12 protein-coding genes, 1 tRNA gene and 1 rRNA gene are annotated in these 14,812 nt (G+C 54.0%); 6 read left to right on the forward strand and 8 right to left on the reverse strand.

Annotation, left to right across the window (positions count from 1 at the left end; all coding sequences use genetic code 11):
- Positions 1–36: 36 nt before the first annotated feature.
- Complete coding sequence (aceA, locus tag AAAH10_RS08355) at positions 37–1,323, reverse strand: isocitrate lyase (protein ID WP_442490267.1); 1,287 nt, start codon at positions 1,321–1,323, stop codon at positions 37–39.
- A 242-nt stretch (positions 1,324–1,565) separates the two neighbouring features.
- Here aceA and AAAH10_RS08360 point away from each other — a divergent pair, with 242 nt between their 5' ends.
- Positions 1,566–3,005: a helix-turn-helix domain-containing protein gene (locus AAAH10_RS08360; protein ID WP_343562449.1), complete on the forward strand. Its 1,440-nt coding sequence runs from the start codon at positions 1,566–1,568 to the stop codon at positions 3,003–3,005.
- Positions 3,006–3,453: 448 nt separating this feature from the next.
- Positions 3,454–6,039: an ATP-binding protein gene (locus tag AAAH10_RS08365; RefSeq protein WP_343562451.1), complete on the forward strand. Its 2,586-nt coding sequence runs from the start codon at positions 3,454–3,456 to the stop codon at positions 6,037–6,039.
- On the opposite strand, the gene AAAH10_RS08370 is transcribed toward AAAH10_RS08365, so the two are convergent.
- Positions 6,040–6,561 carry a MarR family winged helix-turn-helix transcriptional regulator gene (locus tag AAAH10_RS08370; protein ID WP_343562453.1) on the reverse strand — a complete coding sequence of 174 codons (522 nt, stop codon included), beginning with the start codon at positions 6,559–6,561 and terminating at the stop codon, positions 6,040–6,042.
- Between the two features lie 102 nt (positions 6,562–6,663).
- Between AAAH10_RS08370 and AAAH10_RS08375 the strand changes: the two genes are divergently transcribed.
- Together AAAH10_RS08375 and AAAH10_RS08380 are read left to right on the forward strand one after the other, a co-directional pair.
- Positions 6,664–7,551, forward strand: a complete 888-nt coding sequence (locus tag AAAH10_RS08375; RefSeq protein WP_343562455.1) for a haloalkane dehalogenase — start codon at positions 6,664–6,666, stop codon at positions 7,549–7,551.
- Between the two features lie 75 nt (positions 7,552–7,626).
- Positions 7,627–8,382, forward strand: coding sequence for an SDR family oxidoreductase (locus tag AAAH10_RS08380; RefSeq protein ID WP_343562457.1), 756 nt, complete (start codon positions 7,627–7,629; stop codon positions 8,380–8,382).
- 47 nt (positions 8,383–8,429) lie between these two features.
- Here AAAH10_RS08380 and AAAH10_RS08385 read toward each other — a convergent pair whose 3' ends face one another.
- Together AAAH10_RS08385 and AAAH10_RS08390 are read right to left on the reverse strand one after the other, a co-directional pair.
- Positions 8,430–9,065 carry an MBL fold metallo-hydrolase gene (locus AAAH10_RS08385; RefSeq protein ID WP_343562459.1) on the reverse strand — a complete coding sequence of 212 codons (636 nt, stop codon included), beginning with the start codon at positions 9,063–9,065 and terminating at the stop codon, positions 8,430–8,432.
- Positions 9,062–10,492, reverse strand: coding sequence for an MFS transporter (locus AAAH10_RS08390; RefSeq protein ID WP_343562461.1), 1,431 nt, complete (start codon positions 10,490–10,492; stop codon positions 9,062–9,064). Before AAAH10_RS08390 ends, AAAH10_RS08385 begins: the two co-directional genes overlap by 4 nt.
- Before the next feature lie 84 nt (positions 10,493–10,576).
- On the opposite strand from AAAH10_RS08390, the gene soxR reads away from it, so the two are divergent.
- Entirely contained in the window at positions 10,577–11,068 is a 492-nt protein-coding gene (gene soxR / locus AAAH10_RS08395; RefSeq protein ID WP_343562463.1) for a redox-sensitive transcriptional activator SoxR, read from the forward strand.
- Here soxR and AAAH10_RS08400 read toward each other — a convergent pair.
- Entirely contained in the window at positions 11,065–11,964 is a 900-nt protein-coding gene (locus AAAH10_RS08400; protein WP_343562465.1) for a LysR family transcriptional regulator, read from the reverse strand. The two genes, soxR and AAAH10_RS08400, sit on opposite strands and share 4 nt — an antisense overlap.
- A gap of 153 nt (positions 11,965–12,117) precedes the next feature.
- On the opposite strand from AAAH10_RS08400, the gene AAAH10_RS08405 reads away from it, so the two are divergent.
- On the forward strand, positions 12,118–12,627 hold the full coding sequence (locus AAAH10_RS08405; protein ID WP_343562467.1) for a nuclear transport factor 2 family protein: 510 nt from the start codon (positions 12,118–12,120) through the stop codon (positions 12,625–12,627).
- A gap of 44 nt (positions 12,628–12,671) precedes the next feature.
- Here the strand turns inward: AAAH10_RS08405 and AAAH10_RS08410 are convergent, their stop codons facing one another.
- From AAAH10_RS08410 to rrf, 3 genes are all read right to left on the reverse strand, one after another.
- A complete protein-coding gene (locus AAAH10_RS08410; RefSeq protein ID WP_343562468.1) occupies positions 12,672–14,207 on the reverse strand; it encodes an AMP-binding protein in 1,536 nt (511 codons plus the stop codon).
- Positions 14,208–14,559: 352 nt separating this feature from the next.
- Positions 14,560–14,636: transfer RNA gene (locus AAAH10_RS08415), tRNA-Met, on the reverse strand.
- A gap of 84 nt (positions 14,637–14,720) precedes the next feature.
- Positions 14,721–14,812: ribosomal RNA gene (gene rrf / locus AAAH10_RS08420) — 5S ribosomal RNA — on the reverse strand; the annotation flags it as partial.

Raw genomic sequence — 14,812 nt, forward strand, 5'->3', positions numbered from 1 at the left:
TCCTTTGTCTTTCTCAGTCTGTCTGACTGCTGTTTTCTAACTTGCAGTTTTGAACTGCGCTGTTTCTGTTGATTCGCCCATCGCGGTTGTTGAGGACTGACCTCCGCTGATGGCAACGCTGACGGCGTCAAAATAACCTGTCCCGACTTCCCGCTGGTGACGTGTTGCCGTGTAGCCGCTTGCTTCAGCAGCAAACTCGGCCTGTTGCAGGCTGGAATAGGCCGCCATACCGTGATCGCGGTATCCGCTCGCCAGTTCGAACATGGAGTGATTCAGTGCATGGAAACCGGCCAGTGTTACGAACTGGAACTTGTAGCCCATTGCCCCAAGCTCACGCTGATAGCGGGCGATGGTGTCCTTGTCGAGGTTCGCTTCCCAGTTGAAGGAAGGTGAACAGTTATAGGCCAGCATCTTGTTCGGGTATTCCTTCTTCACCGCTTCCGCAAAGGCGCGGGCCTCTTCCAGATTTGGCTTGGATGTTTCCCACCACAGCAGGTCAGCATAAGGCGCAAAGGACAGGCCACGCTTGATACAGTGCTGCAGACCGGTTCCGGCTTTCAGACGATAGAAGCCCTCACTTGTGCGGCTGTCCGGCTCGATGAACTCGTGATCGCGCTCGTCGATATCGGATGTGATCAGGCGCGCACTCTCGGCATCTGTACGGGCCACGATCAGTGTGGATGTTCCGGAGACATCTGCCGCCAGACGGGCCGCGTTCAGGTTGCGGATATGCTGCGCTGTCGGGATCAGGACCTTGCCGCCCAGGTGGCCACACTTTTTCTCGGAAGCCAGCTGATCTTCGAAATGAACACCCGCCACACCGGCTTCAATATAGGCCTTCATGATTTCAAAGGCATTCAGCGGGCCGCCAAATCCGGCTTCCGCATCGGCTACGATCGGAGCAAACCAATCGCGGCTTGTGCCACCTTCCGAGTGTTCGATCTGATCTGCACGCTGCAGGGTGCGATTGATCTTTTTTGCAAGCTCCGGACCGGAGTTCGCAGGATAGAGGCTTTGATCCGGATAGGTCGCGCCTGCAACGTTCGCATCGGCAGCAACCTGCCATCCGGACAGATAGATGGCCTTCAGACCGGCACGCACCATTTGCATGGCCTGATTGCCGGACAGGGCGCCAAGGGCATTGATGTAGTCTTCGCTCTTCAGCAGGTTCCAGAGTTTTTCCGCTCCTTGCTCGGCAAGAGTATGGCGGATCTGGACAGAACCCCGCAGGCGCCTGACTTCCTCCACAGAATAGTTGCGCTCAATCCCTTCAAAACGGCCAGCAGGAACATTGCTCAGCAGGCTTTCAAAAGTGTTCCCCATTTCCATACTCCTCATTCTTTACCAATTTTGACATTATGAGCGATATCTATCGATATTTCGTCTTTCGATGAATTTATTGGTAATTTAGTTTCAAAAATAAATCTATAATTATAATGTTGATGCGCAAATCTTGTTAATGTGAATTTGTAAATTTGTAAATTTTGTAAATTTTACAGCCTTGACAATCGACCCCTGCTCGCGGAACACTTCAACAAAGGCCATCACGTCCCCGGGAGAGAGAAATGGCAGAACAGACAGAAAAGAAGCTCTTTATAGGGCCGCGCCTGAAGCGCATCAGGAAGGAACTCGGTCTGACCCAGGCCCGAATGGCAGAAGAACTTGGCATTTCAGGCAGTTATCTCAACCTGCTTGAAAGGGGACAACGCCCTGCAACCGCCCAGTTTCTCATCAATCTGGCTGCCAGCTATGACATCGACATCCGTCAGCTGGCCGCTGACACGGAACACCAGTCGCTGAGCGAGCTTCGCGAGGTTTTCGCCAACCCTCTCTTTCGGGACACAGCCGTCCCGCAGCAGGAACTGCGCGATCTTTCAGAACACTGCCCCACCATTTCCGAGGCCGTTTTGCGTCTGTACGATGCCTATTACACGGCCAAGAGCGGGGAAAACAAACTGGCCGAACAGGTTGCCAATGAAAGCGGTGGCCTGCCTGAAACCGAACCAACCAACTGGGTCCGGGACTATTTGCGCTCCCAGCGCAATCACTTTCCATCGCTGGATCAAGCCGCCGAAGAACTCGCAGCAGAACTGGACCTGCGGCGCAACCCGATTTTTCACACCCTGAGCAATCACCTGCAAGGCAGCTATGGCATCCGTGTTGATATCATGCCGATCGAAGTCATGATGGAAGACCTTCGACGCATGGACCTGCACCGCAAGCGCCTGATGATTTCGGAAATGATGCCCGAAAGCGGCCGCTGCTTCCAGGCAGCCTATCAACTGGGGCTGTCTGCAGAAAGCCAGCACATCAACAGACTGGTTGAAAATGCCAGCCCTCCTTCCGATACAGCCTGGCGCCTTTTGCGTATCGCCCTGGCCAACTACTATGCCGGGGCTCTGATGATGCCTTATGGACGCTTTCTGGAAGCGGCTGAAACAACGGGTTATGATCTCGACATTCTGGCGCAGCGCTTTACAACCTCTATCGAGCAGACAGCCCACCGCCTGACAACACTTCAACGCCCGACAGCGCGTGGCGTTCCCTTTTTCTTCCTCAGGATTGATGTTTCGGGCAACGTCTCGAAACGCTTTGCAGCCGGCAAGTTTCACTTTTCAAAGTTTGGCGGAACCTGCCCCCTGTGGAATGTTCACAAGACGTTCATTTCACCGGGCAGCACCTTTACCCAGCTCATTGAGCTTCCGGATGGAACACAATACTTTTCCATCGCCCGCACAGTGAAACGCTCCGTTTCGTCATACCAGCAGCACGAGCCCATGCTGGCCCTTGCAATCGGGTGCGATATCCGCCATGCCCATCGCCTGACCTATGCCCGCAGTTACAATCTGGAAAAGCCCGACCCGACCCCTATCGGTGTCAACTGCCGCCTCTGCGAGAGAGCGGGCTGCGCACAACGCTCCGAACCCCCGCTTTCCAAAAACCTGATCGTTGATGAGCGCCGCCACGGCATCTCGGCCTTCACCTTCCCAACAGATCAGGTTTGAGCCGTTCCGCCTTCCCGACCGGCTTCCATTCTCCGAAAACGGGCCCATGGCTTGCTGCCCGGCCTTTCTCTGGTCAGGGTTGTTTCATGGTCTGATGACAAACCCCACCGGAACCAGTCCCTGTGCTCTCAGAAAATCATCCGGTGAACGGCAGGAACCAACACTCCGGACAACAAGCGTTTTCAAAGCCCGCCCTGAACCTGTATCTCCTCAAACGAGCCGTTCTTTTTACCGCTTCATCTCTCTTTCTTCAGAAGAGTTCACTGTTCAAACTCCAATACATTTCCACACACTAATCAAATAAAAACAAAAACATAACAAGGAATATGTGAAAATTTGCAAAACACAGTTTATCGTGTGCTTTTTCACCTGATATTAAGGTCTGTCTTTATATTTTAGAGAGAGCATCAGGAGAAATTTCTTGTTCAGGACCATAATAAAAACACCCTTGAATCTTCTCTGTCTTGGCCTGCTCGCTCTGTCTTCCCTCCAGGCAAAGGCGAACGATGAGCCTCATCTTTTCCTGGGAAACAACAACATCCCTCCGATGCTCTTTCAGGACAATGGTCAACCTATGGGTATTGTTGCAGATCTCTTTGAGGCCCTGTCCGAAGAAATTGAAAACGAAGCCATAGTCTTTGAACTGGATGACTGGCAAAAGGCGCAGGAACGCGTCCGTGCAGGGGAAGCAGCAGGACTGCTTCAGCTCAACAGAAATCCGGCGCGGGAAGAATATCTTCTTTTCTCCGATACACTTCTGGTTTCAGAATTCGTTATTTTTCACCATGCGGACCGCAAGGATATCAAAAGAGTCGAGGATCTGTTCGGTCTGAAAGTCGCTGTCGAACCTGCAGGCTACCCTGCCTCCATCCTCAACCGGCACTCTCCCATCAAACCGGTTTTCGTCGGCAGCTGGGAACTCGGCTTCAAAATGGTGCAGGATGGAACCGTTGATGCTCTTATTACAGATCGCTGGGTTGGTGAATACATTCTGGCACACTCGCAACTGAAAAACATCACTGTCGCCGCACGCCCGATCGAAAAGCTTGTTTCCCACATCGCTGTTACAAAGGATCATCCGGAACTCCTCAAGGCCATCAACGAAGCCCTGGCCCGCCTTCACAGCTCCGGGCGCTTCGAGACCATTCTCAACAGGTGGCGCGGCTCGCAGGTTGTCTATATCTCCGCCAGGGAAAAGCAACTTCAGGAATATATCGAGATTGCACTGGGCATTGTTCTGTTCCTGCTGGCCCTCCTGATTCTTCAGGCCCTGCGCCTGCGCAACAGGAACACACAGATCCAGAAGCAGAACGAAATCCTCGAAGAGCGTGTTCTGGAGCGGACAGAACAGCTCCGGCACGAGAAAAAACGCCTGGAGGAGATTGTCTGGGGCACACAGACCGCCACCTGGGAATGGGATATTCCCTCGGACACAGCTTCCTTCAACGAACGCTGGGCAGAAATGATCGGCTACAGCCTTTCAGAGCTGGCTCCGACCACATTCAAAACCTGGGAGGCCTTCACCCATCCGGATGATCTTGCTGCATCCAAGGCTCTTCTGGAACGCCACTTCAGAGACGAAAGCAGCCACTACGAGACAGAAATACGCATGAAGCACCGCCACGGGCACTGGGTCTGGATCCTCAGCAGGGGAAAAGTCGCCGAGTGGACAGAAGACGGTCGCCCCCAACGCATGTCAGGCACCCACATTGACATAACACGGCTGAAGAATGCCGAACTGGCCTTGCTGGAGAGTCAGGAAGCGCTGGAAAACCAGCTTCTGCAAACCCGCAAGGCTCATGAAAATCTGGCTGTTCAGGCCAAGGAACTGGCAAACAAGGCCAGAGAAGAAGCCTATCTTCGTACAAAGGCAGAAGCTGCTGAAAAGTCCAAGTCAGAGTTCTTTGCTTCCATGAGCCATGAAATCCGGACCCCCATGACAGGGATCATGGGATTTGTTGAACTGCTCCTTCAGGATGACCTTACCCGTGCTGCGCGCGACAAGGCAGAAATGATCAGGAACTCGTCCCAGTCCCTGCTGACGATCATCAACGACATTCTGGATCTGTCAAAGCTTGAAGCCGAACGCCTTGAGCTCGAGGAACTCAACTTTGACGTAGCCGGGCTCGCCGCAGAGGTCATTGAACAGACGAAGGGCGCCTGCTCACCGGAAAAGCTCGAAAACCTGGCAATTTCCTTTAACCCGGAAACCTTCCTTCCAGAGAAACTCCACGCCGACCCGACCCGCCTTAGGCAGGTTCTGCTCAACCTTTTGGGCAATGCTGTCAAGTTCACAGAACACGGAGCCATCACACTGCACTGCCACAATGACCCAAGTCTGTCGCTGATCACCTTCAAGGTGCAAGACACCGGGATCGGCATCGAGGACGCGGTTCAAACACGCCTTTTCAAGGAGTACATGCAGGCCGACTCATCAATCAGCCGCAAATACCAGGGCACAGGTCTCGGTCTGGCCATATCCAAACGCCTTGTCGAACTGATGGGTGGAGAAATCGGTGTGGAATCAGCAAAAGGAGAAGGCAGTCTCTTCTGGTTTACCTTCCCCTACAAACCGGCACTGGAAAGCGGGGAAGCGCCTGAAGACACCATACTGCACGGGAAAGAGGAAGTGGAAGCCACGTCACCACTCTCCATTCTTGTGGCAGAAGACAACGCCATCAACCAGACCATTATTGAAACCTTCCTCCGGAACATGGGGCACAATCTTACCCTTGTCAAAAATGGTCTGGAAGCCGTTCAGGCTGTCCGGGAAAAGGATTTTGACCTGATTTTGATGGACGTCAGAATGCCCGAGCTTTCAGGGCCGGACGCCTCTCGCCAGATCCGTCGGCTCCCGGCTCCGAAGAACAACATCCCCATCATTGCCGTGACGGCCGATCTGATGGGTGAAAGTCATGAGGATTATCTGGCAGCCGGAATGAACGACTGCGTTGGCAAACCCATCAATTTCGGCGAACTGGCCCGATCCATTGTCAAAAACACCCGCACCAGAACTCTTGCAAAGGCAGAGTGATCACTCGCCCGCCACAACAGCCTTTTCAACAGGACAGCCCTGTGGACGGCAAACACCCTCGTGACACAGGCGGCAAATACGTCTGGCACTGGGCATATCCTCCGTCAGAGCGCTCAGGGCCTTTTCCAGAACCGGTGTCAGGAGTTCCTTCTGGTCTGGCGAGAGGCTACTTAAAACCTTCTCCACAACGGCAGCTCTGGTTTCCAGAACCTCAGCAACAATCTCTGCACCCTTTGCGGTGACATGAACCGTGACCGCGCGTGCATCCTTCAGACTCTTTCGCCGTTCAATCAACCCTTCACTCTCAAGCCGATTGACCAGCCGGACTGTGCCCGAATGCGTCAGGTTCAGGACACGACTGAGCACATCAATTGTGTCCCCCGGATGATTGGAGACGGCAACAAGGGTTGCTGCCTCGTTAATCCCCAGGTTTCCGACTTTGGACACCCGGGTCTCAATCGAGGATGCAACTGCCGTTGCAAAAGCACCGAGAAGGTTGTTGCTGTAGCTTTCATTGACCATGACACTATTTATATGACCAAATCACACAAAATCAATAGACAAATCCATTTCTCTAAATTTATATAATTAAATCACATACTTTAAAAGCCCAGAAAGAATGCCATGTCAATTTCACCTGAAAACCTCCGAGAAGCGAAACAATTCAAAACAGTCCATGGAAAGCGCATGGCCTATATCGAGCAAGGACAGGGCGACCCGATTGTCTTTCTGCACGGCAATCCGACATCCCTGTTCCTCTGGCGGCACATCATGCCCCGGCTTGAAGGCAAAGGACGCCTTATCGCCATTGACATGATCGGGATGGGAGATTCAGACAAACTGGACAATCCGACAGAGGACAGCTATTCACTGGCTGAAAACAGCAAATACACCTTTGCCCTTCTCGAGGAACTCGGCGTCACAGAAAATGTCACTCTCGTTCTACATGACTGGGGATCGGGGGTAGGCTTTCACTGGGCCAACCAAAACCGGGACCGCATCAAAGCCATTGCCTTTATGGAAGCTATTGTAACCTCCTTCCCGACCTGGGAAGAGTTTCCGCTGGAGTTACACGAACCGATCAGGATGCTCCGCTCAGAGGCTGGCATCAAAGCCGCACTGGAAGAGAATTTCTTCATCGAGACCCTCCTGCCTGCTGCCATTCTTCGCAAACTCACACCCCAGGAGCACGAGGAGTACAGACGTCCTTTCAGGGAAGCTGGCAGCGACAGGCTTGCCACTCTGGCAGGGCCCAGACAGCTCCCCATTGCAGGTGAACCGGCAGAGACAGTCGCGATCATTAACAGCTATGCGGAATTCCTGTCCGGTTCCCATGATATCCCAAAACTGTTCATCAATGCGGACCCCGGTGCTTTCCTGACTGGATATGCCCGTGATTTTGTTCGCAGCTGGCCCAATCTGACAGAAGTCACTGTGAGTGGTGTCCACTTTGTGCAGGAAGACTCCCCCGATGAAATTGCCCGGGCCATCCTGAACTGGCTGCCCGGGTAGACAGGGCAAGAAACGGAGTTCCCCTGCTGCCCTTTCATGACAGAAAGCTCCTGTCCATCATAACAGGAGACCACCATGGAACTCGCAAACAAAACCATTATCATCACAGGTGCCAGCAGCGGAATCGGCGCTGCTGCGGCCCGTCTCTTTATTCGCGAAGGCGCACAGGTTGTTCTGGGTGCCCGCCGGACCGATCGTCTGAAAGAACTCACGCAGGATCTTGCCCGTCAGGGCGGCAAGGCCGTTTTTCTGGGCGGTGATGTAACAGACGAACGCTATCACCAATCCCTGACAGCCCTGGCTCTGGAGGAATACGGCAAACTGGATGGAGCCTTCAACAATGCCGGAACAGTCGGTGAGCTGTCCCCTGTTGCCCAAATGAGCACAGAAAACTGGCGCAAGGTTATCGAGACCAACCTGACAGCGGCCTTTTTCGCAGCAAAATCCCAGATCCCGGCCCTCGTTGTTCAGGGCGGAGGCTCCATTGTCTTTACCTCTTCCTTTGTCGGGCAGGCCAATGGCGGTATGCCGGGGATGGGAGCCTACGCTGCCTCCAAAGCCGGTCTGGTCGGTCTGACCCAATCCCTTGCAGCCGACCACGGAGCCGACAAAATCCGGGTCAATGCATTGATGCCGGGCGGGACAAAAACAGAAATGATGAGCGATGACCCTCAGATCGAGAGCTTCATCGCCAATCTTCATGCGCTTAAACGCACAGCAGATGCGGAGGAGATCGCACAGGCTGCTCTTTTCCTCCTCTCCGGGCGTTCAGACTTTGTCACAGGAACCAGTCTTTATGCTGACGGTGGCGTTTCCTGCCGTTTGTGCTGACGGACACCTCCCCTGTTTCCTGCAGGGGAGGTTTTCCGCTGTCACCGCTACAGCTTTCTCAGCTTTTCAACTTCCTGATCAATGGCTGCTCGCCATTCCTGCTCTGTCGGCTCAGCAACACCCAGTTCACCGACAAAGCCACTGCTGAACACAGCGTCAGGCTTCAGTGACCTCAACACAAGAAGGCTTCTGATCAGAGCATCTGCCGACCCGCCTGCCTTTTCGACCACCAGTGTCGACCACTTGCTGTCCCACAGGAAAAAGGTATCGCCTGAAAAGAGATAGCTCTTCCCGTGCGGGGATTTATAGAAAAAGCACACACTGCCTGCCGTGTGCCCTGGCGTATCAAGGACAAGCAGGTCCCCCAGCAGGTGATCTCCCTTTTCAAAATAGCGATCAGCCGACGCATGGCGTCCAATGGCCCCGGCTTCTCTCTCGGGATAGAGCAACAGCGAGCCAAAGCGGTTCCGGATACGCTCCAGGGAACCACCCGCTTCATCCCTATGTGTCAGAAGCTGCATCCTGATTCCGCCGCGTTCTTCCATAAAGTCGAGATCAGCATCATTTCCCGTATTGTAAAACAGGATATTCCCCTGGGGATGCTCCAGAAAATAGGCATAGCTGTTCAGGATGCCTGTTTGATGTTTTTCGGTTTGCCAAAGGTCCGGATAAAGCTGCTTCATTGGGATATCTCCTGCCTTTTGACAAGCAGCTTCCAGCTCACAAAACAGGCCAGAACGGATGAGACAGCAAAGGTCACAAACAGCCAGCCTGCAGAATTGGCTATTCCATCGATATTGTCTGTCTGGTTAAAACCGGACATGTTGGTCACCAGCCCTGCGACAGCAGTTCCGAATGCGACAGCAAACATCTGCACAGTTGACAGGGCAGAAGCAGCCGTTTCCCTCTCTTCTGCCTCCGTGAACTGGAGAGCAAAGGTGTTGATGTGCGGCCAGCCCAGACCAATCCCGACACCCACCAGAACAAGCGCCAGTGCGATCAGGAGCACCAGATCCAGATCTGCACTTCCATACTGGGGTGTCCCCGCAGCCAAGATCAGCATGCCGGTAACCATTGCCAGCGGACCAGCAACAACAGTCCGCTCCATGGCCTTTCCTTCATAGCGGGCAGAGCAGACTTCCGAAACGGCCCATCCGATTGAAACAAGTGCTGCAATGTATCCGGCCCACAGAGGCGAAAGTCCGTGCAGGCGCTGCAGATAAAACGGCATGAAAAATTCGGTGTTCACACAGAAAATCAGCAAGGCCATCAAAGCAAAGGTCAGGAAGAGCGCTGTTCCCGGCATCATGACTCCCGTTGGGAACAAACGGTTTCCTCCCCTTTGTTCCCTTCGCATCAGCGCAACAATCAACACCACGGACAGAACAGTCCACAAGGCAGCCGAAATCAGGGATGGCGAAAGGGAAGCAAAGGAAATCGCAAGCACCGACCCCGCGATAAAAGCCAGTTGAACATACGCAATCGGGGACGCGCGCTCCTTTTTCCTGTCCATTCCGGGCAAGAGATACAAAACAATCATCAGAAAGACGCCTGCCATGGGTGCCAGAACAAGAAAGCCCAGCCGCCAGGCGTCGTACTCGGCAAAGATGCCTCCGATTGCCGGACCGAAGAGCATTGCGATCCCCCACGTTCCGGACAACAGCGCCATGGCGCGAGACCAGAGGTGTTCCGGATAGACATGGACAATCATCGCATAACACAGGGTAAAGAGCATTCCTCCACCCGCCCCCTGAACAGAGCGTCCGGCCAGCATCACTGTCATCGAGGTTGATCCGGCAGAAATCAGGCTGCCCAGGGCAAAGAGAAGAACAGCGATCACAAAGGTCAGTCTGGCCCCCAGCCGCTGGATCACCCGCCCCGTTACAGCCGCAAGAAGGATGGCTGAGAGAGTAAACAGCGTCGAATTCCAGGCATAGAGTTTTTGCCCGCCAATTTCCGCAACAATAGACGGCAGCATTGTTGCAGAGATCGTGATGTTGATCGCGTGCAGGGAAATCCCGCCCGCCAGGACAAGCGACATCGCCGCATAACGCCCCAGCAGGATGTCTCTCCACCCTGCCTCTGCCTGCTGTTCCATACAATCGGACATGCCTGTGATCTCCTTAAGCAAATCAATTCCTGCTTGCTTTCGTAATTCCTCAACCTAAGTTGAGGTCAAGGACTTTTAAATGGAATGAACGAATCGCAGGACAACACAATGAAACGCAAGGAAGGCCTGACAGTCGGGGAAGTCGCAGAACGCAGTGGCATTGCTGTTTCAGCGGTCCACTTCTATGAACGCAAGGGTCTGATTTCTTCGGAGCGGAACAGGTCAAACCACCGCCGCTATTCAGCCAATGTTCTCAGGAAAATTGCGATCGTACAGGTCGCCCAGCGCGCCGGAATCCCCTTGCGTGAAATCGCAGAGGCCATGGCCTTCCTGCCCCCCGAAGCCAAGGTCACACTTGAGGACTGGGATCATCTGGCAAAGTCCTGGCGCAATCAGCTGGATGACAGAATTGCCCGCCTGCAGCGCCTGCGCGACGGCATGCACAGCTGTATCGGTTGCGGATGCCTGTCACTGACCACCTGCGCGCTGGTCAATCCGGATGATATTATCGGCGCCAATGGCCCCGGTGCACGTTACCTCGAAGAAGACGCCCCTGAGTCCTATGACTTTGACTAACCGGTTGATTTCTGCTCTTTCAGCATCCCGATCAAAAGCCGTAAAGGCATCATGGATCTGTATTCACCCGGATAGTAGAGGAACAATCCCGGCATCTGCGGCATAAAATTCTGCAGGACCGGCACAAGGCGTCCCCTGTCGATTTCATCCCTTGCATAATCATGAAGCAGATAGATCAGGCCATTGCCCTGAACAGCTGCATCCAGAGCCACAGGCAGTGAATTGACAATCAGCGATCCCCCCACTTCGACAACGGCCTCCCCTTCCGGACCATCGAGACGCCATGGCGCAAGCTTTCCCGAGCTGTGAAAACGATAGCGAACACAATCATGTCGAAGCAAATCATCCGGTACAAGTGGCACACCCTGCCTTTCCAGATAATCCGGTGATCCCAGCACTGAAAGCCCCAGAGTGTCCGTGACCCGGATTGCCACCATGTCCTGGGCAACAATGTCTCCAAATCGTATTCCCGCATGCATCCCCTCTTCAAGGATGTCTTCAAGCGCATCCCGTATCGAAAGCTCCACCTCAATCTCGGGATAAGCCTTCCGATAGTTTGGCAGGACACGACTGATCACCAGTTCATAGGCCAGTTCCGGCAAGGACAGCCTGAGAAGTCCCCGGGCAACCTGCCCTGTGGTGCGCGCACTTTCGACGGCCTCTGAAATCTGCTGAAAAGCCGGAGCTGTCCCGCGCAACAGCACGCGCCCGGCTTCTGTCAAACGCACAGAACGGGTTGTTCTGATGAAAAGTGCTGTTCCCAGCCTCTCTTCCAGATTGCGCAGTTGATGACTCACCGTTGACGGCTGCAAACCCAGCAATTCTGCCGCTGCTCGCAAGCTTCCTTCCTCGGCAATCGCTGTGAAGATTTCCAATGTCGCCAGTGGTAATCGCATCCGGAGCCCTTTGTCCCGTTTTGTCAATTCATGCTTTTTATACATGAATGAGGTTAATAAAAAAGCCATTAACGTCTAGAAGGCACCGATCTATCCTTTTGCCCGGAACAGCTGCTGCACACGAACCCCATCAGCAAGCAAAGGAAATGAAAAATGAAATCCCCTTCTCTCACAGCTTTCACATCAGCTGTTGCCCTCACGGCAACCCTGCTTACAGGAGAACAAGCCATGGCAGCTTCACCGGAAGACAACATCAAGGTTGTTCAGGATTTCTTTGCCGCTTACGGTGAAGGTGACCTCGACAGGATTGCCGCTGTCATGGATGAAAATGTCAAATGGCACATACCGGGGCGCCATCCCTTGTCAGGCACCAAACACGGACGCGAAGAGGTCATGGCCTTTTTTGCCCAGCTCGGGTCAGCAGGTTTCAAGGCCGAGCCGATTTACTTTGGGGCGGATGAAAATCATGTCGTGGATATCCACAGGGGATACTCCACTGCAGAAGGCGTAACAAATGTCGATACAATATGGGCCCTGCTCTACCGGATTGAGGATGGCAGGATTGTCGAGGCGACCAATCTCAGCGCAGATCAGGATGCAGCAAACAGCTTTTTCTGGTCCCGCTATCAACTGGCTCCGGTCCCGGAACGCCTCGCAAAATAAACACTGAGAGAAAAGCCCTCCGGTCGGACCAGAGGGCTTTTTACTCAGACAGGCATTTCAGCCAGCTTGCCCTTTTCAGGCTTGCCGGTTGTTGTTCGGGGCATCTCGTCCAGAACAGTGACCACAGCAGGCACCATGAATTTGGCCATCTTCCTGCGGCAATGCTCCCGGATTGCGTCTGCATCAAGCCCTGAACCCCTTTTCAAGGTCACAAACAGGCGGATGTCTTCCTCTCCCATCGCTGCGGGCACACCAATGGCTGCAGCGTCTTCAATATCCGGATGGCTGAGGGCTCCCTCTTCCACCTCGAAGCCCGAAACCATCTCCCCGCGCACACGAATACGCTCTGCCATGCGGCAGGTGAAATAGAAAAGCCCCTCTTCATCGATCCAGCCGATGTCACCGGTGTGGAACCAGAGATTTCGCCGGGTCTCAAGCGTCTTTTCCGGCATACCGAAATAGCCATCCGCCATGACACCCGGCTCTTTGGGACGAATGACCAGTTCCCCCTTCTGACCGGGAGGCACAGGGTCATCGTTTTCATCAACAATGGCAATGTCGAAGTGGGGCAGGACCTTTCCTCCCGGATGATCCCACTGCGGCACCACAACCCAGCCTGCGTCTGTGGAGCCGTATCCTCCCCCAGGCATCACATGCACCCCGAAGCGGGCATTGAAGTCCTCCCCCGAAACCGGTGCCGGTGTCGACCAGATCCGCGTGACCCTGTGCTTGCGATCCAGCCCGGTTGGGGGTGCAGAATAAAGCAGCTGCTGTACCGATCCCAGACACATGAACCAGGTCACGCCGTGATGGGTGACCTCGTGCCAGAAATTCGACAGGCTGAAATGATCCCTCAGAACAGCCCGCCCTCCCACCATGAAGCTGGGGAGGATATCGTAATAGGCCGGACCAATATGCGACAGGGGATAGGGCGTGTAGTTCACATCTTCCGAAGTCAGGCGGAAGGGTTCAATCATGTTCTCTGCCGTGCGTACAGCGTAACGGTGGGACAGCATACAGCCCTTGGACACGCCGGTTGTCCCGGACGTGAACATGATGGCCGCCAGATCCGTGTCTTTCGCTGAAGATACGATATGGCTCCTGTCCTCTGACAGCATTTCCTCAAAATCCAGACGCTCCAGCCGGGGAAAAAGTGTGGCAGCGCGCGCGTGCCCGGATGTCAGGATCAGTGTTCGCAAATGCGGCAGTTCATCAACAATCTCTGCCAAAGCGTCAAAATGCGCCTCCGATGTCATCAGCACCCGGCATTCCGTCAGATTGATCATGCGCTGCAGGGCAGGACCTCTGAAAGCCCTGTTGATCGAAACCTCCACACGGTCGATTTTCTTCAGCGCGTAGGTCATGGCCAGATAGGACAGAGCATTCTCGTGCATGATCCCCACATAGCGGGAAGAGGCGTGCTCAAGTGTCAGGAAACCATGCGCTATCTGATTGATAAAATTATCAAACTGTCGATAACTCAGCGTCTCTCCCGTTTCTGCCATGGTAATGGCCGGGCGATCCTCATGGTCATTGGCCAACTTGTGAATCAACTCACCAAGCGTAATGCGCATCCCCATCTGAACGGCTCCCTGATCAGGATTTATTCAACAACCTGTTTCCTGAACCCTGCCGCAGTTCTCACCCCGATGCTTTTCTTGTAACGACAGTGAAGGGACCACGCGTGTTTATTCCGGCTCTGGCGACGAAATCACTACGGCAGAGCAGATTGCGATCGGCCACCATCTTTCGGTGCAAATATGGATGCCACTGACTACGACCCTGCCATGGTCTCTCCGGCTCATATGAGGAACTGCCCCCCCTGGCCTCTTCGTCTCGAGCAGGAGATCCAGCTTACAAACAAGCAAGCCACTGTTTCTCCCACACACACGCAAAAGCCCCACCGTTTTCGCAGTGGGGCTTTTTTTGATTTGGTTGCGGGGGCAGGATTTGAACCTGCGACCTTCAGGTTATGAGCCTGACGAGCTACCGGGCTGCTCCACCCCGCGTTGAGGTGATGTGTTGTTTTGTACAAATAAAAAGAGGGCCTTTTTTTGGGGCCCTTTTTTGTTGTGTGTTCCTGTGATTGAAAGACCTGGCGACGACCGACTCTCCCACGCCTTAAGACGCAGTACCATGGGCGCTGAAGGATTTCACGGCCGAGTTCGGGATGGGATCGGGTGTT

The organism is Carbonatibacter coralli (assembly GCF_039592655.1).
Taxonomy (GTDB): Bacteria; Pseudomonadota; Alphaproteobacteria; order Kiloniellales; family Kiloniellaceae; genus Carbonatibacter; species Carbonatibacter coralli.

What these genes read in the sequence shown, in the direction of transcription:
- aceA (WP_442490267.1), bottom strand. Translation starts at nt 1,323, where the DNA reads ATGGGGAACACTTTTGAAAGCCTGCTGAGCAATGTTCCTGCTGGCCGT.
- AAAH10_RS08360 (WP_343562449.1), top strand. Translation starts at nt 1,566, where the DNA reads ATGGCAGAACAGACAGAAAAGAAGCTCTTTATAGGGCCGCGCCTGAAG.
- AAAH10_RS08370 (WP_343562453.1), bottom strand. Translation starts at nt 6,561, where the DNA reads ATGGTCAATGAAAGCTACAGCAACAACCTTCTCGGTGCTTTTGCAACG.
- AAAH10_RS08375 (WP_343562455.1), top strand. Translation starts at nt 6,664, where the DNA reads ATGTCAATTTCACCTGAAAACCTCCGAGAAGCGAAACAATTCAAAACA.
- AAAH10_RS08380 (WP_343562457.1), top strand. Translation starts at nt 7,627, where the DNA reads ATGGAACTCGCAAACAAAACCATTATCATCACAGGTGCCAGCAGCGGA.
- AAAH10_RS08385 (WP_343562459.1), bottom strand. Translation starts at nt 9,065, where the DNA reads ATGAAGCAGCTTTATCCGGACCTTTGGCAAACCGAAAAACATCAAACA.
- AAAH10_RS08390 (WP_343562461.1), bottom strand. Translation starts at nt 10,492, where the DNA reads ATGTCCGATTGTATGGAACAGCAGGCAGAGGCAGGGTGGAGAGACATC.
- soxR (WP_343562463.1), top strand. Translation starts at nt 10,577, where the DNA reads ATGAACGAATCGCAGGACAACACAATGAAACGCAAGGAAGGCCTGACA.
- AAAH10_RS08400 (WP_343562465.1), bottom strand. Translation starts at nt 11,964, where the DNA reads ATGCGATTACCACTGGCGACATTGGAAATCTTCACAGCGATTGCCGAG.
- AAAH10_RS08405 (WP_343562467.1), top strand. Translation starts at nt 12,118, where the DNA reads ATGAAATCCCCTTCTCTCACAGCTTTCACATCAGCTGTTGCCCTCACG.
- AAAH10_RS08410 (WP_343562468.1), bottom strand. Translation starts at nt 14,207, where the DNA reads ATGGGGATGCGCATTACGCTTGGTGAGTTGATTCACAAGTTGGCCAAT.